Annotated in this window: 29 protein-coding genes and 1 pseudogene; 9 read left to right on the forward strand and 21 right to left on the reverse strand. The window is 63.5% G+C overall.

Translation table 11 applies throughout. The features are described from left to right. Positions 1-312 (reverse strand): putative quinol monooxygenase, encoded by a 312-nt coding sequence (locus tag V1290_RS21065; RefSeq protein WP_334366187.1) that lies wholly within the window; start codon positions 310-312, stop codon positions 1-3. A gap of 177 nt (positions 313-489) precedes the next feature. Between V1290_RS21065 and V1290_RS21070 the strand changes: the two genes are divergently transcribed. After that, the gene (locus V1290_RS21070) at positions 490-867 is read left to right on the forward strand and encodes a hypothetical protein (protein ID WP_057841987.1); all 378 of its coding nucleotides are present in this window, start codon (positions 490-492) and stop codon (positions 865-867) included. Positions 868-879: 12 nt separating this feature from the next. On the opposite strand, the gene V1290_RS21075 is transcribed toward V1290_RS21070, so the two are convergent. Continuing rightward, complete coding sequence (locus V1290_RS21075; RefSeq protein ID WP_334366188.1) at positions 880-1,488, reverse strand: TetR/AcrR family transcriptional regulator; 609 nt, start codon at positions 1,486-1,488, stop codon at positions 880-882. A gap of 121 nt (positions 1,489-1,609) precedes the next feature. Here V1290_RS21075 and V1290_RS21080 point away from each other — a divergent pair, with 121 nt between their 5' ends. From V1290_RS21080 to V1290_RS21090, 3 genes are read left to right on the forward strand one after another with little or no spacing between them, the layout of a single operon-like run. After that, a complete protein-coding gene (locus V1290_RS21080; protein ID WP_334366189.1) occupies positions 1,610-1,834 on the forward strand; it encodes a nuclear transport factor 2 family protein in 225 nt (74 codons plus the stop codon). 31 nt (positions 1,835-1,865) lie between these two features. Further along, positions 1,866-2,081 (forward strand): hypothetical protein, encoded by a 216-nt coding sequence (locus V1290_RS21085; RefSeq protein WP_334366190.1) that lies wholly within the window; start codon positions 1,866-1,868, stop codon positions 2,079-2,081. A 28-nt stretch (positions 2,082-2,109) separates the two neighbouring features. Then, positions 2,110-2,604, forward strand: coding sequence for a DUF3237 domain-containing protein (locus V1290_RS21090; protein WP_334366191.1), 495 nt, complete (start codon positions 2,110-2,112; stop codon positions 2,602-2,604). 11 nt (positions 2,605-2,615) lie between these two features. Here V1290_RS21090 and V1290_RS21095 read toward each other — a convergent pair whose 3' ends face one another. The 11 genes from V1290_RS21095 to V1290_RS21145 all read right to left on the reverse strand — a co-directional run bounded on the left by V1290_RS21095 (position 2,616) and on the right by V1290_RS21145 (position 12,692). After that, the gene (locus V1290_RS21095) at positions 2,616-3,296 is read right to left on the reverse strand and encodes a DUF6064 family protein (RefSeq protein WP_334366192.1); all 681 of its coding nucleotides are present in this window, start codon (positions 3,294-3,296) and stop codon (positions 2,616-2,618) included. After that, positions 3,296-4,213, reverse strand: a complete 918-nt coding sequence (locus V1290_RS21100; RefSeq protein WP_334366193.1) for an aldo/keto reductase — start codon at positions 4,211-4,213, stop codon at positions 3,296-3,298. The genes V1290_RS21095 and V1290_RS21100 overlap by 1 nt, the downstream gene beginning before the upstream one ends. A 234-nt stretch (positions 4,214-4,447) precedes the next feature. Further along, positions 4,448-4,615, reverse strand: a complete 168-nt coding sequence (locus V1290_RS21105; protein WP_334366195.1) for a hypothetical protein — start codon at positions 4,613-4,615, stop codon at positions 4,448-4,450. A 157-nt stretch (positions 4,616-4,772) separates the two neighbouring features. Beyond that, the gene (locus V1290_RS21110) at positions 4,773-6,227 is read right to left on the reverse strand and encodes a GntP family permease (protein WP_334369114.1); all 1,455 of its coding nucleotides are present in this window, start codon (positions 6,225-6,227) and stop codon (positions 4,773-4,775) included. A 14-nt stretch (positions 6,228-6,241) separates the two neighbouring features. After that, positions 6,242-7,270, reverse strand: a complete 1,029-nt coding sequence (locus tag V1290_RS21115) for a patatin-like phospholipase family protein (protein ID WP_334366196.1) — start codon at positions 7,268-7,270, stop codon at positions 6,242-6,244. A 33-nt stretch (positions 7,271-7,303) separates the two neighbouring features. Further along, positions 7,304-7,564 (reverse strand): hypothetical protein, encoded by a 261-nt coding sequence (locus tag V1290_RS21120; protein WP_334366197.1) that lies wholly within the window; start codon positions 7,562-7,564, stop codon positions 7,304-7,306. A 31-nt stretch (positions 7,565-7,595) separates the two neighbouring features. Next, positions 7,596-8,171, reverse strand: a complete 576-nt coding sequence (locus V1290_RS21125) for an HdeD family acid-resistance protein (RefSeq protein WP_334366198.1) — start codon at positions 8,169-8,171, stop codon at positions 7,596-7,598. Positions 8,172-8,388: 217 nt separating this feature from the next. Next, on the reverse strand, positions 8,389-9,102 hold the full coding sequence (radC, locus tag V1290_RS21130) for a RadC family protein (protein WP_334366199.1): 714 nt from the start codon (positions 9,100-9,102) through the stop codon (positions 8,389-8,391). 113 nt (positions 9,103-9,215) lie between these two features. Further along, positions 9,216-10,175 (reverse strand): MBL fold metallo-hydrolase, encoded by a 960-nt coding sequence (locus V1290_RS21135; RefSeq protein ID WP_334366200.1) that lies wholly within the window; start codon positions 10,173-10,175, stop codon positions 9,216-9,218. A 264-nt stretch (positions 10,176-10,439) separates the two neighbouring features. Then, positions 10,440-11,264 carry a type I methionyl aminopeptidase gene (gene map, locus V1290_RS21140; protein WP_334366201.1) on the reverse strand — a complete coding sequence of 275 codons (825 nt, stop codon included), beginning with the start codon at positions 11,262-11,264 and terminating at the stop codon, positions 10,440-10,442. 117 nt (positions 11,265-11,381) lie between these two features. Further along, positions 11,382-12,692 carry a mechanosensitive ion channel family protein gene (locus tag V1290_RS21145; RefSeq protein WP_334366202.1) on the reverse strand — a complete coding sequence of 437 codons (1,311 nt, stop codon included), beginning with the start codon at positions 12,690-12,692 and terminating at the stop codon, positions 11,382-11,384. Between the two features lie 224 nt (positions 12,693-12,916). Between V1290_RS21145 and V1290_RS21150 the strand changes: the two genes are divergently transcribed. Beyond that, on the forward strand, positions 12,917-14,710 hold the full coding sequence (locus V1290_RS21150) for a potassium/proton antiporter (protein ID WP_334366203.1): 1,794 nt from the start codon (positions 12,917-12,919) through the stop codon (positions 14,708-14,710). Between the two features lie 68 nt (positions 14,711-14,778). On the opposite strand, the gene V1290_RS21155 is transcribed toward V1290_RS21150, so the two are convergent. After that, complete coding sequence (locus tag V1290_RS21155) at positions 14,779-15,006, reverse strand: dodecin (protein WP_028350994.1); 228 nt, start codon at positions 15,004-15,006, stop codon at positions 14,779-14,781. Between the two features lie 382 nt (positions 15,007-15,388). Between V1290_RS21155 and V1290_RS21160 the strand changes: the two are divergent. After that, a pseudogene (locus tag V1290_RS21160) lies at positions 15,389-16,618 on the forward strand (DUF1624 domain-containing protein). Between the two features lie 109 nt (positions 16,619-16,727). Here V1290_RS21160 and V1290_RS21165 read toward each other — a convergent pair. Then, complete coding sequence (locus tag V1290_RS21165) at positions 16,728-17,042, reverse strand: hypothetical protein (RefSeq protein ID WP_334366204.1); 315 nt, start codon at positions 17,040-17,042, stop codon at positions 16,728-16,730. Positions 17,043-17,319: 277 nt separating this feature from the next. On the opposite strand from V1290_RS21165, the gene V1290_RS21170 reads away from it, so the two are divergent. The 3 genes from V1290_RS21170 (at position 17,320) to ilvD (ending at position 21,506) form a co-directional block, all read left to right on the forward strand. Continuing rightward, the gene (locus V1290_RS21170; RefSeq protein WP_334366205.1) at positions 17,320-18,249 is read left to right on the forward strand and encodes a glycine reductase; all 930 of its coding nucleotides are present in this window, start codon (positions 17,320-17,322) and stop codon (positions 18,247-18,249) included. Positions 18,250-18,332: 83 nt separating this feature from the next. Continuing rightward, the gene (locus V1290_RS21175; protein WP_334366206.1) at positions 18,333-19,526 is read left to right on the forward strand and encodes a CaiB/BaiF CoA transferase family protein; all 1,194 of its coding nucleotides are present in this window, start codon (positions 18,333-18,335) and stop codon (positions 19,524-19,526) included. Positions 19,527-19,661: 135 nt separating this feature from the next. Continuing rightward, the gene (ilvD, locus tag V1290_RS21180) at positions 19,662-21,506 is read left to right on the forward strand and encodes a dihydroxy-acid dehydratase (RefSeq protein WP_334366207.1); all 1,845 of its coding nucleotides are present in this window, start codon (positions 19,662-19,664) and stop codon (positions 21,504-21,506) included. 2 nt (positions 21,507-21,508) lie between these two features. On the opposite strand, the gene modC is transcribed toward ilvD, so the two are convergent. The 6 genes from modC to V1290_RS21210 all read right to left on the reverse strand — a co-directional run bounded on the left by modC (position 21,509) and on the right by V1290_RS21210 (position 26,503). Further along, on the reverse strand, positions 21,509-22,168 hold the full coding sequence (modC, locus tag V1290_RS21185; RefSeq protein WP_334366208.1) for a molybdenum ABC transporter ATP-binding protein: 660 nt from the start codon (positions 22,166-22,168) through the stop codon (positions 21,509-21,511). Positions 22,169-22,171: 3 nt separating this feature from the next. Beyond that, the gene (gene modB, locus V1290_RS21190; RefSeq protein WP_334366209.1) at positions 22,172-22,867 is read right to left on the reverse strand and encodes a molybdate ABC transporter permease subunit; all 696 of its coding nucleotides are present in this window, start codon (positions 22,865-22,867) and stop codon (positions 22,172-22,174) included. Then, entirely contained in the window at positions 22,867-23,649 is a 783-nt protein-coding gene (modA, locus tag V1290_RS21195) for a molybdate ABC transporter substrate-binding protein (RefSeq protein WP_334366210.1), read from the reverse strand. Before modA ends, modB begins: the two co-directional genes overlap by 1 nt. Positions 23,650-23,850: 201 nt before the next feature. Then, the gene (locus tag V1290_RS21200; protein WP_334366211.1) at positions 23,851-24,375 is read right to left on the reverse strand and encodes a Spy/CpxP family protein refolding chaperone; all 525 of its coding nucleotides are present in this window, start codon (positions 24,373-24,375) and stop codon (positions 23,851-23,853) included. Further along, positions 24,372-25,352, reverse strand: coding sequence for a penicillin-insensitive murein endopeptidase (gene mepA, locus V1290_RS21205; RefSeq protein ID WP_334369115.1), 981 nt, complete (start codon positions 25,350-25,352; stop codon positions 24,372-24,374). The genes V1290_RS21200 and mepA overlap by 4 nt, the downstream gene beginning before the upstream one ends. 149 nt (positions 25,353-25,501) lie before the next feature. Further along, complete coding sequence (locus V1290_RS21210; RefSeq protein ID WP_334366212.1) at positions 25,502-26,503, reverse strand: Bug family tripartite tricarboxylate transporter substrate binding protein; 1,002 nt, start codon at positions 26,501-26,503, stop codon at positions 25,502-25,504. Positions 26,504-26,573: the final 70 nt, after the last annotated feature.

The raw sequence follows: 26,573 nt of genomic DNA on the forward strand, positions 1-26,573 counted from the left end.
TCAGATGAACCGGAATTGCGACCGCTCGCGCTTGGCGAGTTTCGGAATCGCCTGCCCGAGAATGATGTTCTTGAAGTGGTCGGTCTGCTGATGCTCGGCGAAGGCCGCTTCGCCTGCGAATACCTCGTAAAAGAAGAATTCTCGTGGCTTTGCGATGTTCTGGTGAATCTGGAATGCCTTCACGCCGGGCTCACGCTGTGCCTGCGGCAGAAAATCTTTCAGAAGCTCCGCGACGGTGGCTTCCTCGCCCGAATTGACTTCCCAGAATGCGGTGACGACCAGGTTCTGGTTTGCGTTGTTGGTGGTAGCCATAACGTTCTCCTGTGACATTCAGCGCACGCTCGTTGGAGCGGCGATACGGACCACAATGGCTGATCTTGCGACAAGAATGCTTCGGTGAATGTCGAATGATGCTGTCAAATGTCGAAGCCGGAACCTGTTCGACGATGCGCGCGTTTTCCCGGAGATCATTTTGCCTGGAGCAGCCGCATGGCCAAAAAGACCGTACTCGCCATCGGCATCGAGCCTTCCTTCGTCGACTTTAGCGCCTTCCCCGGGCTCACGGCCGAACTGATGACGAGCTATGTTGGAGCTCAGATCGAACAGCTTCGCGCGATGGGCTATGAGGCCGATAGCTGCCTGATCGATCTCGGCGATACCGCCGAAGCCGTCGCCGCCGCGGCGCTGGGCGCAAAGCATTATGACTGCGTCATGATCGGCGCCGGGCTGCGCGAGCCGCGAGAGCGGCTGCACTTGTTCGAGCGGATCATCAATCTGGTTCACCTCGCCGCGCCGCAAACGCGCATCTGCTTTAACACCACACCGGCCGACACTGCCGAGGCGGTGCAACGATGGGTCGCGCCGTGAGCGCGCTTGCGCTCAAGTGGTGCGGAAGGCGCCGAGCAGGCTGCCGATGATCTTTTGCCCGCGGGCTCGGAGCCTTTTCGGATTCTCTGCCCCGGGCAGCAGCAGCGCCACTTCGCAGATCATCGCATCGACCATGCGGCTCAGGAGCTCGATATCCTCGAAATCGAGCTCGCCTTGGCGTTTCAGCGCGGCAAGCGTCGCGGTGAGCAGGGCCATCGGATGGGCTTCCTCGATCTCCCGGTAGCGCGCATTGCCGAGCACCGCCGGCGCTTCCTGGATGACGATGCGCGCATAGGCCGGTTCGAGGCAGGCGTCGAGATAGGCTTCGATGCCCTCGGTCAGGCGGTCCCATACCTTACGCTCCATCTTCGCTCGCGCTTCGATCCTGGCCGCGGCCTCGATCTGCAGAGCGACGACCACGGCGTCGAACAGCGCCTTCTTGTCCTCGAAGTGGTGGTAGAAGGCGCCCCGCGTCACGCGCGCGGCGCGCGAGATCGCCTCGATTCCCGCCGCCTGATAGCCCTCGCTCGCGAAAATGTCCCGGCCGGCCGCCAGCAGCGCCTGCCTCGTGGCTTCCGTGTACTCCTCGCGGCGGGTTCGTTCGCGTCCAGCTTCCTGCATGCCCCCGACATACCACTTGACGCTTATGATACTACTAACATATAACATACATATAGTATGTGAAAGACACTTGGTATGAATTCGAGCAGGAGAGCTCGAGGGAAAGCTATGGGAGGAGGGCATGAACAGCGATCGAATGTTCGAATTGGCGCAGGCCCTGGCGGAGGCAAAGAGCCGTCAGGACGTGCCGGCGGCGTTGAAGGTCCTCCACGACGACATGGTGCTGGAAAACCCGGCCTTCGGAACTACCGCCCGTGGCCTTGCCGAGAACGAGAAGGTGCTGAGCCGGTTCTTCGCTTCGTTCCCGGATTACAATGTCGTCCTGCAGGGCCGCGCCAACCAATGACGATACGCTCGTTTGCTGGGGCCGCGTGCAGATGACACTGACCGGCGATCGCTTCGGCGTGGTGCCGAACGGCAGGCGCGCAGACCTCCCGGTATTCATCCAGTTTGCGTTCAAGGACGACCGGATCGTCCACGAGCGATTCTTCTTCGACCTTGCCGAACTCTGCGCGCAGTCCGGCGTCTCGACCGATGCGGTACGCCGCAGGATATTTGGCGATGCCGGCGTCCGGCAGCTTGTCGCCGAATGACTTCCTCCCGCGAACCAGGACCCAGATGATGACAGTAGATCCACGCGTCAAACCGGTCGCCGCGATCAGGACAGCACCATTGTTCGACATCGTCGTCGATCTCAATCCAAGGCTGAACATCGGCGATGGTCCGCTTGGCCGCCGCATCCTGTTCGGCGCGGCCGGCGGAAGCTTCGAAGGCCCAAAGCTGCGCGGCGAGGTGGTGCCCGGCGGCGGCGACTGGGCGCTGTTCCGCAGCGATGGCGCGATGTCGCTCGACGTCCGCCTGACGCTGCGCACGCATGACGGTGCGCTGGTGCACATGACCTATGGCGGACGCTGGATCACGCCGCCCGAATTGCGGTCAGAAATGGCTGATCCCGCCAAACGATCTCAGGTTGACCCGTCGCGCTATTACTTCCGCACCAACCCGCTGTTCGAAACCGGGGCGGAACAATATGCCTGGATGAACGACATCGTCTGCGTCGGGTCGGGATACCTGGTCGAGGGCGGCATCGCCTACAACGTCTGCCAGATCGTCTGATGCATGTGCCTTCACGCGGCCGGAAGCGACCCGCGCTGGCGGATGATCGTCCAGATCCAGGCTGCAGCGGTAAGCGCCACGGCGGCAGCAGGGGCCCAGGCTTGCGGTTCTCCCATCGTCCGCAGCGTTATGCCGCTCAGGAGACACCAGAGCACGGGGATCGGCAGCAGCCATGGCACAAGCCCGCCGCGGGCGAGGAGCAGAACGCCGAGCGTCGCGATCGCCGTCGGATCCGGCGCGATGCCAAGGACTTCGGATGAGGCCCAGCCGCGCCCCTGTAGCGGCGCAAGCAATGGCTGTCCGGCAATTCCGAAGACAAGGAGGAGATATCCTGTCCAAGCGACTGGCCCGCGGCGGTCGAACGCAAGACCATCGCGCAAGGACAAGACGAGGAGCAGCCCACCTTCAATGGCGAAGGCCGGCGCGATATAGGCGGCAGCCCAGTTGATGCCCGAATAGTGATTCCACAGGAACGACCACCCGACGAAGATCCAGAGGATCGCCAGGATGAGTGTGATCCAGCGTGCAAAGACTCCCGGCCGCCACGCGATCAGCAGGATGAGCAGGCCGGCGGCAAGCGTCACGACGTGCAGAGGCCAGAGCGCCGCGTTGTGCGTTTCGAACATGCGCCAGTAGACGCGCGGCGAAAACAGCAGGAAATCCTCCGCGCGATAGGTCCACCATTCCGACATCAAAGCGCCTGCACGTGGGCCGAGATGCGCTGCCGCGTGGCGAGGTCCGGCATCGGTCCGGCGGCGGCCGAGAGGTTTTCCCGCACGTGGTCGACGCGCGTGGTCGCGGGAATTGCGACGGTGACGGCCGGGTGAGACAGGATGAACTTCAGCATGAGCTGCGCCCAGCTTGACACCCCGAGTTCGGCCGCCCACTCCGGCAGCGGCCTGTTCCTGAGGCGATTGGTCAGCTCGCCCTGCCGGAACGGCCGGTTCACAATCACCGCAATCCCGCGCTCTGCCGCCAGCGGCAGCAGCCGTGCCTCCGCCTCGCGATCGACGACATTGTAGGAGAACTGCACGAAATCGATCGGCTCGTTTCGCATGATCTGTTCGACAAGATCATGACGGCGGCCTTCGGAGGTGGTGATTCCCACGTAACGTAGCGTACCGGCGGCTTTCATCTGGAGGAGCGTCTGCAGATGCGCCTGCCAGGCGAGCAGATTGTGAACCTGAACGAGGTCGAACTTCGGCACGCCCCAGAAGCGACGCGATTGCTCGATCTGGGCTGGACCTGCCGTCGCCGAGGACGTCCAGACCTTTTCGGCCGAGAAGAGCGCAGCCGGCCGCCCGAGCTTCTGGAGGCCGTAGCCGACCACCGGCTGCGACGACCCATACATGGGGGAGGAATCGATCATGCGACCGCCAGCCTCGAAGAAGGCGGCCATGACACCAGCGCATTCGTCCCTGAGCCCCGGATCGTTGCCGACGTTGAAGGTGATCCAGGTCCCCAGTCCGACGATCGGCATCTCCTCGCGGCTCGAGGGAATAGGACGGCGCGCGGGCTGGCCTTGCTGGGCACGCAGAGAGGTCGGCAAGAGCGCGGCAGCGGACGTTGCAAAGGATGTTTGCAGGAACGTTCGGCGTGTCGTGCGCATCCGATGCTCCATCATGGCGGCGGGCTGACCCAATATGCGTCTCGCGCGCCGTCCTCAGCTAAACAGCATTAGATGAGCTTCAGTCCCCTCAAACTTGCGTGACCGTTCCTGCCGACGAGACGCTTCGCATAAACAACGCCTCTGGCGCGACGGATCCTCATGAGCAAAAGGGCCGCCCCATTTGAGGCGGCCCTTTGTGTGGTTCGACCGTGTCATCGCGCTTTAGTCGCCGGATCAATCGTACAGCATCCTGGTTCGCGCCTCGTTGCGGGCCAATCCGTCGATTTCCGCAAGCGCCAGCGCGCCCCTCAGTTCCTCAAGCCAGTCCAGAAATTTGTCGACCAGGTGCTCCGGGCTCATCGAAAGAGCCGCGCCTCTCATCCGCTCTGCTAGCTGATTCATCATCGATCCCCTCTCAATCGAGAATGAGCTATCCCCTCTCATCCGATGAACAACTCTCTCACGCATTCGCCAAAGCGCGAAGCGGAGAGTTAATAAATGGTAAATGCAGGCGACTAGCTAGATCAGCAGCCCTGAGACGGCAGGCCGCGCCGATGGCTCAGAACGATCCCGCCACCGAGCCGAGCGCGATGACGGCAACGAGGGCGATGAGTGCGCCGACGATGCCGACCACGACGATGTCGCGATAGCTGTCCCGGTGCGTCGATCCGCAGACGGCGAGCAGCGTGACGACCGCGCCGTTATGCGGCAGGCTGTCGAGCGTACCCGAACTGATCACCGCCACGCGATGCAGCAGCGCGGGATCGAGACCGATCTCCGCCGCGCGCGCCATATACGTCGCCCCGAGTGCGTCGAGCGCAATGGTCAGCCCGCCCGATGCCGACCCCGTGAGCGCGGCGAGCACGTTGGTCGCCACCGCGAGCGAGACCAGCGGTCCGCCGCCGATCCCGAGCACGGTGTCGCGTACGACATCAAAGGCGGGCATCGCCGCCACCACGGCGCCGAAGCCGACCAGGCTCGCAACGCTCAGGGCCGGCAGTACGGCGGCGTTGGCGCCGGCGTCCATGGTTGCACGCAGGGCCGGCAATCGCCGATGGCTGACGGCGAGGACCGTCACGATCGCACAGGCCAGGGCTGTGATGACAGCCCATACGCCGCCGACGGCCGCGAGCGACGTTGCGCCCCAGCGAGCTTCGGCGAGAAAGCGGGTGTCCAGTGCCGGCAGGATGAGCAGCGACATCGCGAGATTGACGATAATCACCACAACGAGCGGCAGTGCGGCGAGTACAACCGACGGCGGAACGTCGGTCATCGCACCGTGTACGATCTCCGCCGGATCGAACTCCCGCGCGGTGGTGGCGCGTTCGCGCAGCTTTTCGTCGGTGGCGAGGCGGGCGGAAGGCATCGGCACGCCGTCGCCGAAGCCTTCGCCGTTTCTTTTTGAGTTGGCCACGTCGCGGTTGAGCCACCACAGGCCGAAGCCGAGCATGATCAACGATGCCAGAATGCCAAGGCCGGGCGCGGCGAATGGCGTGGTGCCGAAGAACGGCATCGGGATCGCGTTCTGGATCGATGGCGTACCGGGCAGCGCCGACATGGTGAAGGTGGAGGTGCCGAGCACGATCGCCGCCGGCATCAGCCGCCGCGGGATGCCGGCGTTGCGAAACAGCTCGTGCGCCATCGGTGCGAGCACGAAGAAGGCAACAAACAGACTGACGCCGCCATATGTGACGAGCGCTCCGGCGAGCACCACCGCGAGCACAGCCCGCCGCGTGCCCAGCCGCTGCGTCATGAAGCTCGCGATCGCGGCGACCGAGCCGCTGTCTTCCATCAGTTTGCCGAACAGGGCGCCGAGCAGGAACAGCGGAAAGAACTGGGCCAGAAAGCCTGCTGCGCTGACCATGAAGGTCTGGGTCCAGTGGGCCAGCAGCGGCTCGCGGGAAAACAGCGCGGCAACCAGCGCGGCAAGCGGCGCGAGTAGCAGCACGCTCCAGCCCCGATAGGCGAACGAGATTAGCAGGCCGAGGCCGATCAGGATGCCGAGAAGTCCCACCAGGGTCATCGCCCTCAGCACTCCAAAAGCAGTGCATCGATATCGGCGGTGGAGCGCCGGCCGAGATCGTCAGCATGCGACTTGAGGAATGCGTCGGCGCTCCTGCGCCCCTCTTCCTTGAGCAGCGAAACGAACTCCCATTCAGCGTTGAGCTTAGATGATGCGCCGAACTCCGTGAGTGCGTCGGTCATGATCCGGTGCGTGCGCATTCCGGCCCAGCGCGCGCCCTCGCCGTGTCCGGGGTCCGCCACCTGGCGCAGTAGCGCGATCATGCGCAATTCCTTCATGAGCGGCGAGTTGAAGGAGATTTCGTTGAGGCGGTTGAGAATTTCGTTCGCCGTACGCGGCGGTTTTGGTCGTTCGCGCGGATTGATCTGCACCAGGATGGTGTCGTGAGCGTCGCTTTCACGCACCAGCGGCGTGAGGGTCGGATTGCCGGCATAGCCGCCATCCCAATAGGGTTCGCCGTCGACCTCGATCGCCTGAAACATGGTCGGTAGACAAGCCGAGGCAAGCAGGACGTCGGCCGTGATCTCCGCATTGCGGAAGATTCGGCCGCGGCCGGTGCGCACATTGGTCGCGGTGACGAACAGCCTGATGGATGCCCGGGCCAGTCGCTCGAAATCGATGCTTTCGGCGAGGATGGCACGCAGCGGGTTGAGGCCGAGCGGATTGAGATCATAAGGCGAAAGCACACGTGCCATCAGGTCCATGGCGACATAGGCGGGTGACGTGTCGAGCGTCCAGCGGCCCATCAGTCGGTCGAGCGGCGAGCGCTGCAGCGGGCTGAACGCGGCAGCGCGCGACACACCGCGCCAAAAGGCCGCGAGCGCCGCCCGCGCGCCCTCGGCACCGCCTTGCGTCCACCCGTCGGCCACCAGGGCTGCATTCATTGCGCCCGCCGACGTGCCGGAGATTGCCTCGATCCGCAGCCACGGCTCCTCGACCAGACGGTCCAGCACGCCCCAGGTGAAAGCGCCGTGGGAGCCTCCGCCCTGCAAAGCAAGGTCCACCAGAACGGGTTCGCGCGCTGTTTCGTCCATCGTCACCCTCGTTGATCGGAGATGAAACGACACTCAATTCAGGACGCTCCGATACTTTCCTCTCGACCTTTCGTAAGATCGGCGCAGCAGTGCGAACAGACTGCCACCCGTCGCCGCGCCCAGCAGGTAGGCGAAGGCGATCAGCACAGCGAGCGGCACTCGGGCATGCAGGCCGAGGAAGGACATGGTGACGATCTCGAAGTTCTGCAGCACGAAGATGATCGTTGCCGCGACGAACAGAATGATGACGGCAAGGTAGATCCAGCGCATGAGCGCCTCCTTTTCGTCGATCAAGGGACTGCGCTGCAGCCCGGCCGACCACACCTCAGCGAGCGCGGCGCAGGCCGAAGCCGAGCCCGACCCAGCCAGCGCCGGCCATGATGAGATCGATGGCGAGGAACAGGCCGAGGATATAGAGACTCGAAACCGGCCAGCGCACCAGGATCAGCACGCCGAGCAGAAGCGTGATCACGCCGGATAGCGCGACCCAGATCCAGGGCATTTCTCGTTTCATGCTGAAAGCCAGCACGATCCGCATGATGCCCGAGACCACCAGCGAAGCGCCGAGAACGAGGGTCAGTAGCACTGCCGCGAGCAACGGATTCTGGAACGTCGCGAAGCCGGCGATGATGTAGAGCACGCCAAGCAGAGCCCAGAGCAGAAATTTGCCCCAGCTCTTGATCTGGAAGGCGCTAAACACCTCTGCGACGCCGGCGATGATCATCATCACGCCGACCAAGAAGACGCTCACGACGGTGGCCATTGCGACGCTGCCGAGCGCGATAAACCCGGCGAGCAGATAGACGATGCCGAGTGCGACGATCCACCCCCACTTGGCACGTAGCGGTGCCGTATCCGAACCGGCTTGAGGGCTCTTTGCGGTGTCTGAAGTGCTGGTCATGACGGCCTCCGATGCGAAAACCTATCCGACGTCAATTTGTCGGGCCCTCGACGCTAGTGCGCGAAGGGGCGCTCGACAGGTGGATACTACCGCAACTGCGCGTTGCGATCACCTGATTTCGATATCATCGGTCGTGAATTCGCCGTGCGAGGTCCTGCCGCGGCACGATGCTGGTCGCCTCGTTGGCGATAAACGATTATTGAGCGGTAGCAATACGCTAGATCAGCCGCATCCCCTTCAGACTCGCGTGCCCATTCTTGCCGACGATGATGTGGTCGTGCACGGAAATGCCGAGCGGCTTTGCGATCTCGACGATCGCTTTGGTCATGTGGATATCGGCCTGCGACGGCGTCGGATCGCCGGAGGGGTGGTTGTGCACGAGGATCAGCGCGGTCGCCGATAGTTCGAGCGCCCGCTTGATCACCTCGCGCGGATAGACCGGGGTGTGGTCGACGGTGCCGGTCTGCTGCACCTCGTCGGCGATCAGTTGATTGCGCTTGTCAAGGAATAGCAGGCGAAACTGCTCCTTGTCGGCAAACGCCATGCCGCTCCGGCAATAATCGATCACGTCGTTCCAGGACGAGAGCGCAATCTTGCGCTTGATCTCGCCCTTCGCGACCCGGCTCGCCGCCGCGGCGAGCAGCTTGATCTGGTTCACCGAGGCCTCGCCGATGCCGTCGACCTCGCGCAGGCGCACCACCGGCGCATGGATGACTTCGGCGAACGAGCCGAATTTCTTCAACAGCGCCTTTGCCAGCGGCTTGGTGTCGCGCCGGGGCAGGGCCGGAAACAGCGCCATCTCCAGCAGCTCGTAGTCGCTCAGCGCCTCCGGCCCGGCCGCATAGAAGCGCTCGCGCAGGCGTTCGCGATGGCCGTGATAGTGCGGCGTCTCTGTGGATTGATCCGGGGGATTGCTGGTCTTGGCAGGCATCGGCCGTAACCATGCCGTGCCTGCGAGCTTTTGCAACTCTAAAGTGCGACAGCATCTGAAGAAAAGGCGCCGCACACATAGCGCGGCGCCTTCGTTTCGCTTCTTACCTGCGATCAGGCCTTCACGGCCGCGAATGCGTAGCCGTTGCCGTCCTTTGTCAGCGTGCCGACATTCGGGAAGCCGAAGTGATAGCCGGCGATCATGCCCTTTTCCGCGATGACGCGGTCGAAGAACGCGCGCCGCGTGGCTTCCGCCTTCGGCCCGTCGGCGTCGAAGGACGAGAACCAGCCGGGATTGCGCACGAACAACTGGTGCATGCCGGTGACGTCGCTCTGGATGAACAACTGCTGCCCGCCCGAAGCGACCAGGAACGACATGTGGCCGACGGTGTGGCCGGGCGTGGCAATCGCCTTGACGCCGGGCGCGAGGTCGGCACCGTCATTGTACTGCTTGATGTTCTTCCAGGTCGGGAAAGTTGCCTGGATTCGCTTGACGAGGGGCCGCATATTCTCGGGCATCTTCTCGACCAGCGCCGGATCGGTCCAGAACTTGTACTCCACCTCGGGCATCAGGATTTCCGCATTCGGGAAAACCTGCGCGTTGGTTTCTTTCACCCACAGCCCGGAAATGTGATCGGGATGGAAATGCGAGATCACGACCGTTGAAACCGTCGCCGGATCAAGGCCAGCCGCCTTCATGTTGTCGGCGAGCTTGCCCACTGTCGCAGGGCCATTGCCGCCAAAGCCGGTGTCGAACAGCACGACCTTGCCGCCAGTCCGGATCGCGGTGACAGTGAAGGGATTGTCGAACTTGTCCGGGTTGATGCCGGCAGCCGTCAGCGCCTTCTTGATGTCGTCAAGCGAGGCGTTCTTGATCATTCCCTCAGTGGCGGCGCGCTCGACACTGCCCTCATGCAGGCTGAAGGCCTCGATGTCGCCGACCTTGAATTTGAGGCTGTCGGCGGCGCGCTGCGCATGCGCCGCGCCGATGAACGAAACCGGCCCCTTGAGGCCGAAAACCAGCGCCGCCCCCGTGCTCCCGAGGATCAGATCGCGACGTGAAATCTCGAACATTGCTCTTGCTCCCTTTGGTTGATCCCTGGCCCGCCAGAGGCTCTCGCTGCCGGAAGGTGCCCCGTGCCGAGTCCTACACCGGCGCGCCCGGCCTATTCCGCAAAGGTTAGGATTAGTTGACTGGCGGCAGGAAGGCGCTGTCGTGTTGAGAACGACTTGCAACACGCCGCTGTGGCAGCCTCGTTCAAGCAGTCGCGTCGTGCGTCGCAACCAGAAAGTTGAGCCGACTGCGTTCGATGTAGCCGGGTTGGGCCGAAGCGGAATTTAAGCCGCCGCCAGCGGCTTCTCGCCGTTGCGCTCTGACAGCGTAAAGATTTCGACGCCAGTCGCGGTCACGCCGACCGAATGTTCGAATTGCGCCGAGAGCGAGCGGTCACGCGTCACCGCGGTCCAGCCGTCGGACAGGATTTTTACATGCGGCTTGCCGAGATTGATCATCGGCTCGATGGTGAAGAACATGCCGGGCTTGAGCATCACGCCTTCGCCGGGCCGGCCGATATGGATGATGTTGGGCTCGTCGTGGAACATGCGCCCGAGGCCATGGCCACAGAAATCGCGCACCACGCTCATGCCCTGCGGCTCGACAAAACTCTGGATGGCATGGCCGATGTCGCCGGTGGTGGCGCCGGGCTTCACCGCGGCAATGCCGCGCATCATCGCCTCATAGGTGACTTCGATCAGCCGCTCGGCCTTGCGCGCGATCGGGGCGATCACATACATCCGGCTGGAATCGCCGTACCAGCCGTCGACGATGAAGGTGACGTCGATGTTGACGATGTCGCCTTCCTTCAGCGCGCGGTCGCCCGGCATGCCGTGGCAGACCACGTGATTGATCGAGGTACAGGTCGAGTAGCGGTACCCGCGATACATCAGCGTCGCCGGATAGGCGCCATGGCTGAAGGCGAAGTCGCGGACGAATTCGTCGATCCGCGACGTCGGAACGCCCGCCTGGACCACGTCGGTGAGCTCGTCGAGGCATTTGGCCACCAGCGCGCCTGCCTTGCGCATGCCGGCGAAGCCGCTGGCGCCATGCAGCTTGATCTGGCCGGTTTTTCGCAAGGAGGTGTCGGTGGCTTCGATATAGCTCATGGGCGGGTCATACTTTTGGAACGGAAAAAGGACTGATTTTGAATGCCTAATTTAATGATCCAACCGGTCAGCGCAAGCCGAGGTTTGGGCCACGGCACGGCTTTAAAAGGCTTGCATCTAGCCGGAAACTTCCACCACGGGCTCGACCGGCAGCGCGCCGCCGCGGACGCGGATTTCGCGGACCGGATAGGGAACACGGATCCCCTCCCGCTTGAACGCGTCCCACAGCTCCAGCATCACGTCGCTCTTGACGTTGTCGAGTCCATCAGGATCGGGCAGCCAGAAGGTCAGGGAGAACTTCATCCCGGCCTCGGCGAATTCGGTCAGGATGCAGTTCGGGGGCTTGTTCTTGATGGCGCGCGGCACGGCGCCGGCAAGGTCGATGGCCAGCTTGCACACCGCTCGCGGATCGGCGTCGTAATTGGTGCTGAACAGCACCTTCACCAGCGTGTTCTTGTCGGTATAGGTCCAGTTCACGACCTTCTGGGTCACCAGATCCTCGTTCGGGATCAGGAACTCGCGGCCGTCGCCGGCGGCAACCGAGATGTAGCGCGTCTTCATCGTGCTGATGCGCCCGGTGTTGTCGCCGATGGTGACGAGATCGCCCGGCTTCACCGACTTGTCGACCAGGAGGATGATGCCGCTGATGAAGTTGGCGACGATCTTCTGCAGGCCGAGACCGATACCGACGCCGGCCGCGCCGGTGAACACCGCGAGCGCCGCGAGGTTGATGCCGACCGCGCTCAGGGCAACCGCAATGGCAAATACCATCAGCGTGAACCGGACGATCTTGACGAGGAGAACCTGGATCGATGGCGTCAGATCGCCGGACCGGGTGATGCGCCCTTCCACGAAGTTGCTGGCGATATTGGTCAGCCATAGCGTCACGATCAGGAGCGCGCCGAGCTTGATCAGGAGCAGCGGCGTCAACCTGAGATCGCCGAGCACGATCGAGACCGAGTCGAGCGCCTCGACCACCGGCTCGAGCTGGCCCAGAATACTCAGGGCCACGACCAGCCAGGCCGAGATCGACACCAGCCGGACCACGAAGGTATTGCGGATCACCGAGGTGATAAGGTTGATGACCAGCCACGCGAAGGCGAGCTTGGCGGCAACCGCGAGCAGATAGCTGCGGCTCGGCCAGGTCGACGCGATCATGACCCAGCGCGTCAGCATCATCAGAAGCGCGAACACCGCCGTTGACGTGCTGCCGACCAGCACGCGGACGAACAGCCGGAACGGCGCCGGCCAGCCCATCGCAACCGACGACACGTCGATCCTGGAGCGCACGGCGGCGGCGCCGGCCCAGGCGATGCCTGCGGCCGTCAGGATCAGTCCCAGTTGCAGATAGAACCAGGGCGAGGTGACCTCCGCGCCGACCGAACGTGCGGCGTTGTGCAGGATCTCGATGATCTCTTTCAGGTCCATCGGAAAATTCTCGTTCGAGGTTCTGGCCCCATCAGACAAAGGTGATTCGCGAATAGCAGGCAGATTCTCACAGGCGACGTGCGGATGCCATCGATACGCAGCTACGGGGGAAGGTCAGGCCCCGTAAATCGGGCACATTGCCGCGATCGCAGAAATGGGTTGGCGATCAAGTGTGGCAACGATAAGGATGCAATTGCAAGTATTTGCGACGATATCGGAGGTTCATGGCTTCTCTCGACTCGGTCAGCATCGCCATCTTTCTGGGCGCCATTCTGGTGATGGCGGGCATCCTGTCGAGCCTGCTGGCGTTGCGCTTCGGGGCGCCGCTGCTACTGGTGTTCCTCCTGATCGGTATGCTGGCGGGCGATGCCGGGCCGGGCCAGCTCAGCTTCGATGATGTCCGCACCACCTATCTGGTCGGCTCGGTGGCGCTGGCGCTGATCCTGTTCGACGGCGGCCTGCGAACCAAATTTCAGAGCATCCGCACGGTGCTGGCGCCCTCGATGGTGCTGGCGACGATCGGCGTATTGCTCACCGCGCTGATAACAGCGCCCGTCGCCAAATATGCGCTCGACCTGAACTGGACCGAGTCGCTGCTGGTCGGCGCGGTGGTGGCGTCGACCGATGCTGCCGCGGTGTTTCTGCTCGTCCACACCCAGGGCCTGCGCCTGCGTCCGCGTGTCGGGGCGACGCTGGAAGCGGAATCCGGCACCAACGATCCGTTTGCGATCTTCCTCACCTTGATGCTGGTCGAATTCATTTCCATCGGTCAAAGCTCACCCGGGCATGTCGCATTCGAACTCGCGCGCGAAGGTCTGCTCGGTGCCATCTTCGGCGTGGTCGGCGGTCGCCTGGTGGTGCTGGCGCTCAATCGCATGGCGCTGCCGCAGGGCTTGCATGCGCCCTTCGTCACGACCGCTGCATTGGTGGTTTTCGGTGTCGCGCAGATTGCACACGCGTCGGGCTTTCTCGCGGTCTATCTCGCGGGAATCATCGTCGGCAACCGGCCGACGCGCGCCCATAATTCGGTGGTGACGTTTCTCGATGCCGCGACCTGGCTGGCGCAGATCGTGATGTTCGTCCTGCTTGGGCTGCTGGCGTCGCCGCAGCGCCTGCTGGATAGCGTCGGTCCGGCCGTGATCGTGGCGCTGGTGCTGATGCTGGTGGCGCGGCCGATCGCGGTGTTGCTGTGCCTGGTACCGTTCCGATTCAACTGGCGGGAAAAGATCTTCATCGCCTGGACCGGCCTGCGTGGCGCGGTCGCGATCTTCCTCGCCTCGATCCCGATGCTGGTCGGATTGCCAAAAGCCTATCTCTATTTCGACGTCGCCTTTGTCGTGGTCATCATCTCGCTCTTGCTGCAGGGCTGGACACTGGCGCCGGCGGCGCGGTGGCTGCACGTGGCGCTGCCGCGCGTCGAACGCGGTCCGCGGCGCGTCGAGCTCGATCTGCCCGGCCAGCTTGAGCAGCAACTGGTCGGCTATCCGGTACGGGCGAAGAGCCTGTATTTCCGGCGCGGCCTTACGCCATCCTGGTCAAAGCCGACGCTCGTCATCCGCGACGAGCGGATTCTCTCGCCCGCCGAGGCCGATCCGATCGAAGCCGGCGACTACGTCTATCTGCTGGCGCCGCCGGAAAAGGCCGAGGCGCTGGATCGTTTCTTTGTCGATATGCCGCCGAGCACGGCGCCTGACCCGCATCTGCTCGGGGATTTCATGGTGTCGGGCGAGCACACGCTGGGTGAACTGGCGGAGGTCTATGGCGTCACTATCAGCGAGGATCAGGCCAAGCTGACGCTGTCGGATTATTTCGATATCCATCTCGACCACGCGCCGAAAGCAGGCGCGGAGCTGGCATTGGATCCCATCGTCCTTGTCGCGCGCAATATCAGTGGCGGCCGCGTCAACGTGGTTGGCCTGCGGCTGCCTGAAGAGGAGGAGAAGGTCGTTCCCCTGACAAGCTGGCAGGCCTTCAAGCGCAAGCTTGCGGAGGTCTGGTCGTCGGTGGCAGGGGCATGACCGCCACCGCCTTCCTTTGGCTGTGGTCCGTCACAGAGCGCGCCGTTTGGATTCGCGTTGCGCCAGAGCTACTCCTCCAGCGTAAACCCGACTCTCAAGGTGACCTGGTAATGGCGAACAGACCCATTTTCGATATGGCCTCTGGTCTGCACGACCTCGAACCATTTCAATTCGCGAATGGTCTTTGATGCGCGGGTGATGGCGTTCTGAATGGCATCCTCGATGCTTTTTTCGGACGATCCGGCGAGATCCAGAATCTTGTAAACGTGATCCGTCGTTCCTGCGGTACTGGGCATTGCAAACCTCCGTTGCGGCGATTGGTGCCTGCTTCCTCCTGTTCAGCGTTCTGATGCGATCAGGAGCGCGTGCATTCTGAACGAGTTCTCAAGCTCTTCAGTTCCATCGAAAGCCGTCGGCCAGTACCGCTGCACAGGGATTATGACAGGTTGAACGGGGGGTCAAAGTAGCTCTGGCAGGTGTTTCGGATCAACGAGCAGTTCGAGCTGCGGGGGCTGCGCGGTTGCCTTTTGATGAATCCCTCGCGCTCGAGCGTTAACACCATCGGCGTTCACTAGCTGAAGATCCCGGTGAAGCTGGCGAGCTGAGGCGCCGGCGCGGCAGCCGGACTGAAACTCCCGCGGCACCTTTGCCGTACTTGTGCGCTGGGAGGATCAAATCATGAATGCGAGCCTCGAAGCCGAGCAACGGGGAGCCCTGTCCTGGACCGGCCAGGCGAGGAACGGAATCGCCGGGCAGACGGCGGCGCGCAGGCGCATCGATTCCGTCGACCTCGTGCGCGGCCTCGTGATGATATTGATGGCGCTCGACCATGTGCGCGATTTCTTCGCCCCGGGTGGGTTCAACCCGCGCGACGTGACCGATCCCGCGCTGTTCATGACGCGCTGGATCACGCATTTCTGTGCACCCGCCTTCGTCTTTCTCGCAGGTGTGTCGGCATTCCTCTACGGTGAGCGCGGCCGTAGCACGCGGCAGCTCAGCCGCTTCCTGCTCACGCGCGGGATTTGGCTCGTACTGATCTAGCTCACGCTCGTCCGCCTTGCATGGACCCTCAGCTTCGATCTCGGCTACTTCTTCAGCCAGGTCATCTTCGCTATCGGCGCGTCGATGATTGCGCTCTCAGTGCTGGTCTTTCTGCCGCGCAGTGCGGTCGCGGCCATCGCGCTCGTCTTGATCGCCTGGCACAATCTACTCGATCCCATCAAGGCAGAGGCCTTTGGCCCGGCCGCGCCGATCTGGAATTTCCTGCATGAGCCGGCTTTGCTGCAGTTCGGCGCCACCGTGAAGTGGTTCGCGGTCTACCCGTTGATCCCGTGGATCGGCGTGATGGCGGCGGGCTACGCGCTCGGTCCGGTCTTCACGCTCGATCGTACGAAGCGGACGCGCTGGCTCGTTGGATGGGGCACCGTCGCGGTGGTCGGTTTCGTCCTGCTGCGGGCGAGCAACGTCTACGGCGACCCCGCGCCCTGGAGCGTTCAAGCCGGTGCAATTGCGACGTTGCTGTCCTTCATCAACTGCGAAAAATATCCGCCATCGCTGCTGTATCTGGCCATGACGATCGGGCCGGCATTGCTGCTGCTTGCTGCGGTTGAGAACGCGCGCGGCCGGTTCGCGGCGTGGGTCACCACCTTCGGCCGCGTTCCATTCTTCTATTATGTGGTTCATGTTTTTGTCATCCACGCGCTCGCGGTGATCTTCGCGTGGGCGAGCGGTGCGGAGACCAGCTGGCTGTTTGGTCCATTCCCTGCCGACAAGCCGAACGGATACGGCGTCGGCCTCCTGGGCGTCTTTTCCGTGTGGCTTGCGGTTGTGGCGGCGCTCTATCCGCTTTGCAACTGGTTTGCCGGCATCAAAAAACGTCGCAGCGACTGGTGGCTATCCTACCTCTAGTACCGCTGCACGGTGATTAATCCCTGTGCCGCGGTACTAGTGGACGATTCAGCGAACGAAAAAGGCCCCAGCCGTCGGCTGAGGCCTTCCCATCATGTACTATGCGCTCTCAATAGATGTAGGGAGCGCAGACGTACACGGTGCGCGGACCATACTTGGTGAAGATGGTCTTGTAGCAGCTTCCGCCGACATAGAACGACGTTCCAAAGTGGCGATGGCCCCAGTGACCATGCCCATGATGTCCATGATGACCGTGGCCGTGATGACCATGGCCATGATGACCGTGGCCGTGATGACCATGGCCATGATGACCGTGGCCGTGGCCATGATGGCCACCATGCTTTCCGCCGGCGGACGCCGGTGCGACCGCAGCCGCGGTCATGGCAATGGCGGCGACGGCAGCGAGGGTAATCTTACGAAACATTTCTGTTCTCCGCTCCAGGCATGATTGCCTGATATGCCTGTGAGACGTGCCCGGGGCGGAGAAAGTTCGAGGGATTTTTATGAACGCGCGTTCACGTGTGACCTGCAGCACGCAGCAAGCGTTCAATGCCATCCAGCCTGCATTCGTGCGCTCAGGAAGCGATTCCGCGCAGGTCTGATGCAATATCCGCAGTTGAGGAATGAACGGAGTATCATTAGCCTTGCGGGGCAAGGCCGCCGCTTCACGGCCGCACGGTGGAAACGCAGGAGACACAACAATGTCCGGCCCCTCTGACGACCAGCTCGGCTTTGCGCCCGATTATGATGCTGCCGTTCCCTATATGCAGCGGACCCGCGACTACTACGCGGCGATTGGCTACACCACGCCCTACCGCTGGGCGCATTATGTCGACGCGCCGTTCCAGCCGCTGAAAAAGCCGCTCGCGCAATCGCGCGTCACCATCGTCACCACGGCCGCCCAGTATGATCCCACCAAGGGCGATCAGGGACCGGGCGCGGCGTACAACGGCAGCGCCAAGTTCTACCAGGTCTATGACGGCGATACCTCGAAAGAGCACGATTTGCGCATCTCGCATATCGGCTACGACCGCAAGCACACCACGGCCACCGACAGCGGCACCTGGTTTCCGCTGCCGCAGCTTCTGAAAGCCGCCGCCGCGGGACGGATCGGCGAGGTCGCGCCGCGCTTCTTCGGGGCGCCGACCAATCGCAGTCACCGCGTCACCATCGACGTCGACGCGCCCGACATCCTCGCCCGCTGCCTCGCCGACAAGGTCGATGCCGCCGTGATCGTGCCGAACTGCCCGGTCTGCCATCAGACCTCTGCTCTGGTGGCTCGTCACCTCGAAGCCAACGGCATCGCCACCGTGGTGATGGGTTGCGCCAAGGATATTGTCGAATACGCGGCCGCGCCGCGTTTCCTGTTTTCGGACTTCCCGCTCGGCAATTCCGCCGGCAAGCCGCATGATTTGGCGTCGCAGGCGCTGACGCTCGAACTGGCGCTGCGGCTACTCGAGTCCGCGCCCGGCGCGCGCACCACGATGCAGTCGCCGTTGCGCTGGAGCGAGAATGCTTCCTGGAAGCTCGACTACAACAACGTCTCGCAGATGAGCCCGGAAGAACTGGCGCGGCGCCGCGCCGAGTTCGACAAGCAGAAGGAAATCGCACGCGGCAACCGCGCGGCGTGACCCCGTCACCCTCCCCTCCAGGGGAGGGTGGACTTCACGGCCATCCTCTCTCACAAGGGGAGAGGAAGCAGGAGGATACCCCTTTGACCCGACCGTTCGAAGGCGTGAAGATTCTCGACTTCACGCAGGTGCTGGCGGGCCCCTATGCGAGCTACCAGCTCGCGCTGCTCGGGGCCGACGTCATCAAGGTGGAGCGGCGCGAGGGCGAGGACATGCGCCGCACGCCGCTGAGCCGCGAATGGGCCGAGCGGGGGCTCGCGCCGGGCTGGCAGGCGATCAACGGCAACAAGCGCAGCCTGACACTCGACCTCTCGAGGCCGGAAGCGATTGCCATCGTCAAGCAGCTCGCCGCGCAGGCCGACGTGGTGATGGAGAATTTTCGTCCCGGCGTGATGGACAAGCTCGGCATCGGCTATGCCGCGCTGTCTGAGATCAACCCGCGGCTGATCTATTGCGCCATTTCCGGCTTCGGCCAGACCGGGCCGGAACGGCTGGGAGCCGGCTATGACGGCAAGATCCAGGCGCTATCAGGCATCATGTCGATCACCGGTCACGCCGAGACCGGGCCGACGCGGGCCGGCTTTGCGGTTTGCGACGTGCTGTCGGGCGCGACCGCAGCCTTTGGCGTGTCGAGCGCGCTGTTCCAGCGCAGCCATACCGGCAAGGGACAGATGGTCGACGTCTCCATGCTGGAGGCGACGCTGGCGTTTCTGTCCGGGCAGGTCGCGGATTACTCGGTCGCCGGCCACCGCCAGCAGCTTTCCGGCAATCAGGCCGTGAGCCGAAGGCCCACCGCCAACCTGTTCAAGGCGGGCGACGGCTATCTTCTGCTCGCCGTCAACAGCGAGAAGCAATACCGCGCCTTGATGACCGCGCTCGGCCGCGCCGATGCGCTTGAGGATTCCCGCTTTGTTGATTGGTTTGCCCGTCAGGAAAACGAGCCGGCGCTACGGGCCATCATCGAGGAGGCGCTGTCCAAGAAGGACCCGCGCGAGTGGGAAAAGCTCCTGGAAGCCGCAGGCGCGCCCTGTGCCAGCATCTGGAAGATCGAGGAGGTGATCGACCACCCGCAGGTCGCCGCGCGCGGCGCCATTCAGGAGATCGATACGCCCTATGGCCGCCTGCGCTTCGCCGGCAGCGGTTTTCAGCTCGCCCATGGCGGCGGAAGGCTGGACCACATGGCGCCCGCGCTCGGTGCCCACACCGACGAGGTGCTGGCCTCGCTCGGCTATGACACGAAGGCGATCGCGGAACTGCGCGCGCGCGAGGTCGTCTAGCGGTAGCCGGGGCAGGGGCGTCTGCTCCTGTCCCGTTTTGAGCGTGCCTGCGCATGGCGACCCTGCAGCAAGCCGCTTTAAGCGGCCGGGCTTACCGTCTAAAAGACGCCTTTCCCGATCCAAGAAGGATAGATCATGCCCGCCTATCGTTCCCGAACCACGACCCACGGCCGCAACATGGCGGGCGCCCGCGGCCTCTGGCGCGCCACCGGCATGAAGAACGAGGACTTTGGCAAGCCGATCATTGCGGTCGTCAACTCCTTCACCCAGTTCGTGCCCGGCCACGTGCACCTGAAGGACCTCGGCCAGCTCGTCGCGCGCGAGATCGAGAAGGCGGGCGGCGTCGCCAAGGAGTTCAACACCATCGCGGTCGATGACGGCATCGCGATGGGCCATGACGGCATGCTCTACAGCCTGCCGTCGCGCGAAATCATCGCCGACAGCGTCGAATACATGGTCAACGCGCATTGCGCCGACGCGATGGTCTGTATCTCCAACTGCGACAAGATCACGCCCGGCATGCTGATGGCGGCGCTGCGCATCAACATTCCGACCGTGTTCGTGTCCGGCGGCCCGATGGAATCAGGCAAGGTCAACCTCAAGGGCAAGATCCGCGCGGTCGACCTGATCGATGCCATGGTCGCAGCCGCCGACAGCAATGTCAGCGATGCGGACGTGGAGGAGATCGAACGCTCGGCGTGTCCGACCTGCGGCTCCTGCTCGGGCATGTTCACCGCCAATTCGATGAACTGCCTGACCGAGGCGCTTGGCTTGGCGCTGCCGGGTAACGGCTCGGTGCTGGCGACGCATGCCGACCGCAAGGGATTGTTCGTGGAGGCCGGGCACCTGATCGTCGACCTGGCGCGGCGCTATTACGAGCAGGATGACGAAACCGCATTGCCGCGGACGATTGCCAACTTCAAGGCGTTCGAGAACGCCATGACGCTCGACATCGCCATGGGCGGCTCGACCAACACCGTGCTGCATCTGCTGGCGGCGGCTTACGAAGGCAAGGTGCCGTTCACGATGCAGGATATCGACCGGCTGTCGCGGCGGGTGCCGGTGCTGTGCAAGGTCGCGCCGTCGGTGGCGGACGTGCATCTGGAAGACGTGCACCGCGCCGGCGGCATCATGGCCATCCTCGGCGAACTCGACCGCGCCGGGCTGCTTAACCGTAGTCTGCCGATGGTTCACAGCAAGACGCTGGAAGACGCGCTGAGCCGCTGGGATATCAAGCAGACCAAGAGCGAAAGCGTCCGAAAATTCTTCACGGCGGCGCCGGGCAATGTGCCGACGCAGGTCGCCTTCAGCCAGGAGCGCCGGTTCGAGGAACTCGATACCGACCGAGCCACCGGCTGCATCCGCGACGCCGCGCACGCTTTCTCCAAGGACGGTGGCCTCGCGGTGCTCTCGGGCAACCTCGCGCTCGACGGCTGTATCGTGAAGACGGCGGGCGTCGATGAGAGCATTTTGAAGTTCGAAGGACCGGCGCGGATCTTTGAAAGCCAGGATGCCGCGGTCGAAGGTATTTTGGGCGGCAAGATCAAGGCCGGCGACGTCGTCGTGGTCCGTTATGAGGGACCCCGCGGTGGCCCCGGCATGCAGGAGATGCTGTATCCGACGAGTTATTTGAAGTCGAAAGGGCTTGGAAAGGTCTGCGCGCTGATCACCGATGGCCGGTTCTCCGGCGGCTCCTCGGGCCTGTCGATCGGACACATTTCGCCGGAAGCGGCTGAAGGCGGCCTGATCGGCCTCGTGGAAGACGGCGACCTGATCAAGATCGACATCCCCGCGCGCTCGATCAGCCTCGTGGTGGATGACGCGACGCTGGCAAAGCGCCGCGAAGCCATGCTGGCCCGCGGGGCGGACGCCTGGAAGCCCGCCAAGAAGCGCAGCCGCAACGTGTCGATGGCGCTGAAGGCCTATGCCGCGCTGACGACGAGCGCAGCCCGCGGCGCGGTGCGGATTGTGCCGGAGTAGCGCTACGTCAGCACCTTGACGCCGCCGAGCGCGGTGACGCGGCCGCGCTTGAGCATCACGATCTGGGTCGCGAGCTGACGCAGCTCGGCCGCGTCGTGGCTGACATAGACCATGGGGATGCCTTCGTCGCGCAGCCGCACCAAATAGGGCAGGATTTCCTCCTTGCGGCCTTCGTCGAGCGATCCCAGCGGCTCGTCCAGCAGCAACAGCCGCGGCTTCGATAACAGCGCGCGGCCGAGCGCGACGCGCTGGCGCTCGCCGCCGGAGAGTTTTCCGGGACGGCGATCGAGCAGATGGCCGATATCGAGCAGGTCGGTGATGCGCTTGAATTGCGCGGGATCCGCCGCGAGCCGGTTCATGCGCCGGCCGTAGTCGAGGTTTTGCCGCACGTCGAGATGCGGAAGCAGCCGGGCGTCCTGAAACACGTAGCCGATCCGTCGCCGGTGCGGCGGCACGTGGACGCCTGCGGATGTATCATCGAGCGTCTCATCGTCGAGTGCGATGATGCCGCGATCGGGCCGCAAGAGCCCTGCGATCATATTGATCAGCGAGGTCTTGCCGGCGCCGGATGCGCCGAACAGGCCGGTGACGCGCCCCTGGCTTTCGAACGAGGCTTCAAGCGAGAACTCGCCGAGTTGCTTGGTGACGTCAACGCGCAGCATGGGTCAATTCCCGTGCACGCGCTGCGTGGCGCGCCGCGCGAACCATTCGGAGGCGATCAGGGCGCCCATCGCGATCACGGTGGAAACGACAACCAGCCGTCCCGCCGCGGCATCGCCGTCCGGCGTCTGGATCAGCGAGTAGATCGCCGATGAAATGGTCTGGGTTTCGCCGGGAATGTTGGAAACAAAGGTGATGGTGGCGCCAAACTCGCCGATTGCCTTGGCGAAGCCGAGCACCATGCCTGCGAGTACGCCCGGCAACGCCAGCGGCAGGGTTACCGTCGCAAACACCTGCCACGGCGCCGCGCCGAGCGTGCCTGCCGCCTGCTCGAGGCGACGGTCGACCGCCTCGATCGAGAGCCGGATCGGCCGCACCAGCAGCGGAAACGACATGATGCCGCAGGCAAGCGCGGCGCCGGTCCAGCGAAACGCGAACACGATGCCAACGTTGTCGGCGAGCCACGCCCCGACCAGGCCACGGCGGCCGAAGGTCAGCAGCAACAAATAGCCGGTGACGACCGGTGGCAGCACCAGCGGCAAATGGACCAGGGCGTCGAGGACCGATTTGCCCCAGAACTCACGCCGCGCCAGCAGCCACGCCAACGCGATGCCGAACGGCGTCGCCACCAGCGTTGCGATGATGGCCACCCGCAGCGACAGCAGGATGGCGGTCCATTCGGCCGGCGAAATCTCGAACATCAGGTTGACGGGCTGACGAGGAATTTGAAGCCGTATTTTTCAAAAATGCCCTTCGCCGCGATCGAACGCAGGAAGACGAGATAGTCTGAGGCATCCGGCTTCGCGGTCATCGTCGCCGCGACGGGATAGATGATCGCCGGATGGGAATCGGCCGGAAAGGTGCCGACGATTTTGACGCCGGTCTCGACCTTGGCGTCGGTGGAATAGACGATGCCGAGTGCAGCCTCGCCGCGCGCCACCAGCGTCAGTGCGGCGCGAACGTCAACGGCCATCGCAAATTTCGGCTCGGCGGCCTGCCATGCGCCGAGCTTCTCCAGCGCTGCCTTGGCGTATTTGCCGGCGGGCACGGATTTCACGTCGCCCGTGGCGATCCGGCCGTCGCCGGCGAGTCTTGCAAGATCGAAGCCGGGGCCGATGTTCACATGGTTGATTTTCGAATCCTTCGGTGCGATCAGCACGATGCTGTTGCCGAGCAAATTGACCCGGCTCGGTTCGTTGATGGTCTTCTTCCCGATTGCGTAGTCCATCCAGTCGGTATCGGCGGAGATGAATATATCGGCCGGTGCGCCCTGTTCGATCTGTCGGGCGAGCGCGGAACTGGCGGCGTAGCTGACGGTGATCTTGGCGCCCCTCTTCGCGGCGTAGGCGGCGTCGATCTCGTCAAGCGCATTCTTCATCGAGGCTGCGGCGAAGATGGTCAGCGATTTGTTCTGCGCGGCGGCGGGCGAGGGGATGGCTAACGATAAGGCGAAGGCCAGGACAAGGCCGGCAAGACGATTCATCGGGCGCTCCATGCATGATCGCGAGCTGCGGTTGCCGCGCGCAAGACAGGCATTGGTTGGGTAAGGCGACCCATCGGAAGCGCCGTTCCGGTATTCCCTGAAAGACTTGCGGTCGACCGGGATATCGCCAGCCCTGACAATAGTCAGGATGGGAAAGGAGGTAAAGGCGGCTGCACCGGCTTGCAAGGTGCAGCCGGGCCGTCAATGGTGATGGTGTCGCTTGTGCCCGCCACCGCCGTAACCCCGCAGCTCCGCATACCTGGTCATCTGCGACGGGGTCAAAACGCTGCCGGTCGACAAATGATATTTCAGATGGGTCTCGCGCAGCATCCCTTGCGTGGCGGCAACGGCCGCGGTGGACGCCTTCAGGCTTTCGGGCGTGACGGTGCGGGTGGCAAACTGCTTGTCCAGTTCGGCTTCCTGCTCGATCAGCTTGGCGCCTAGCGGCATCGCTTCGGCCTTCATGGTATCGAACAGGCGCTGCATGCTGGCGCGTTGCTCGGCCGAGAGTTCGAGCTTGTCGGCAAGCTCGAGAACGTGCAACGGCCCCGGATAGCCGTTCAGTTCGGCCGCGAGCGCCAGGCCCATTCCGCGGCCGGCGCCAAGATCGGAAATCTGCTGCTCCGATAGCGCCTTGATCGAGCGCGTCTGCATTCCTGCATAAGGGGTCTGTGCGTGCGCGCTCGTGACGAATGCGATCGATGCAATCAGGGGCCAAATCTTCATCGTCGTTCTCCGGTGGGTCTGCTTGACACTTCGTGTTTGGTATCCGGCGCGTTCAGCACCGACTTGCAGGCGGGCGGTAGCGCCGCCATCGTCATCGGCGGCTTCGGCTTCGGCGGCACTTTCGGCGGTTTCGGATGCAGCACCGCGTCGCTGAACCAGTAGGCAAGGTCGGCAGGCTGGCAGCCTTCGCCCTCGTTCGGCTCGGGCTGGCTTTCGCATTCGCCGGCGCCGGGCGGGCATTTCATGCGGATGTGGAAGTGATAGTCGTGGCCGTACATCGGCCGCACCTTGTGAAGCCAGTATCGGTCGCCCTTGGCTTCTCGGCACAACGCCTTCTTGATCGCGGCATTGACGAAGATGCGTTGCACGCTGGGCTCCAGCGCCGCGGCGCGGATCACGGCAAGATGCGTCGGTGTCCAGGCCTGCGGATCGATATCGAGCCGGTCGCGGCGCACCATCATCACCGCCGACATTTCCTCGCGCTCATTGCGCGATAGTTGCCGGTTCGGCATCGGCGTCAGCCAGATGTCGGCATCTAACCCCACCTGATGGCTGGCATGCCCGGTCAACATCGGCCCGCCGCGCGGCTGCGACATGTCGCCGACCAATATGCCGGGCCAGCCGGCATCCCGGCGCGCTCTTGCGGCCAGCCGCTTGACCAGCGCGACCAGGTCAGGATGGCCCCAATAGCGATTGCGCGACAGCCGCATCACCTGCCAGCTATCGCCGTTGATCGGCAGCCCTTCCGCGCCCGCGATGCAGCCATGGGCATAGAACCCGTGCACGCGCGTCGGCATTGCCGTCGGCAGCACCTTGCGGCCGAACAGTTCCTTGGCAGCGATGTTGGGATCGTTGGGATTGGCCAGCGGCGGCAGCGGTTTTGGATGGACCGTGCCCTTGTCCTGCGCCCATGCGCTTGCGGCATAGGCGGCGGCTAGCAAGGTTATGAGGGGGATCAGAAACAGGCGAGGATTCATCGGACCAGAGAGTTCAGTGATCACTCAATTCGCGCAAACGTAGCATGAAATCGGCAACAGGGGAGAGGCGCGGCTAGCACAATTGCGTGGCCCCTCGCCAGCGCGGCAATCCGCGCAACACCCGTATCGGGGTCAACTCACGCGTGCCCTCACTGCAACTCGATGTTGGCGGACTTGATCACCGCGGCCCACCGGTCGATTTCCTCGCGCATGTAAGCGGATGACTTGTCGACCGGGCCGCCGAAAATACCGGCGGACAGTTTCTTGAGCTGATCCTGCACCTGAGGTTGGCGCAAGGCCTCGTTCACATCGGCATTGATCTTCTCGACGATGTTTTTCGGAGTTTTGGGCGGCGCTACGATTCCGTACCAGGCGACCGCTTCGAAACCCGGCAACGTTTCGGCGATCGTCGGCACGTCCGGCAGCGCCGGGAGCCGTTCGGGCGAGGCCACGGCGAGCAACTTCAACTTGCCCGCCTGGACAAGCGCCAGCGAGACGCCGAGATTGTCGAACATGACGTCGACGTCGCCGGCGACAAGCCCCTGCAACGCGGGCGCCGAGCCGCGATAGGGAATGTGTCGCAGCTTCACCTTCGCCATCGATTGAAACAGCTCCGACGTCAGATGCGAGGTCGTGCCGTTGCCCTGCGTGGCGCAGATCGCCTTGTCGGAATTGCCCTTCAGATATTCGATAAGCTCGGGCACGCTCGATGCTTTGACGTTGTTCGGATTGACGATCAGCGCGTTTGGTACCTGGGCCATCACCACAATCGGCTCGAATTTCGTCGGATCGAAGCCGAGCCTGGGGTACAGATTGTGATTGATCACGAGCGGCGGCGGCGGTGACGAGAGCAGGGTGTAGCCGTCAGGCGCCGAATGAAAGACCTGCTCGGCCCCAATGTTTCCCGCGGCGCCCGTGCGGTTTTCGATGACCACCGGCTGGCTCCATTTGCGTGACAGCCAGTCCGCGATGATCCGTGGAATGGCATCGGCCGTTCCTCCAGCCGGAAAAGGCACGACGATCTTCACGGGGCGGTCGGGATAGTCCGCAGCCAACGCACGCGCATACAAATGCGTGGACATGACCAGAACCAGCGGCAGGAGCGCCAGTTTACGGCGGGCGGCAAGCAGAGCTGGCATGGAGCCGTGCATTGAAACTCCTCCCACTGTCGTTCTTCGTCCGGTCTATCGCGCCGGCGCTTGGTGTTTACAGCAAGAGAGG

The organism is Bradyrhizobium sp. AZCC 1578 (assembly GCF_036924675.1).
In the GTDB taxonomy this organism is placed as follows: domain Bacteria; phylum Pseudomonadota; class Alphaproteobacteria; order Rhizobiales; family Xanthobacteraceae; genus Bradyrhizobium.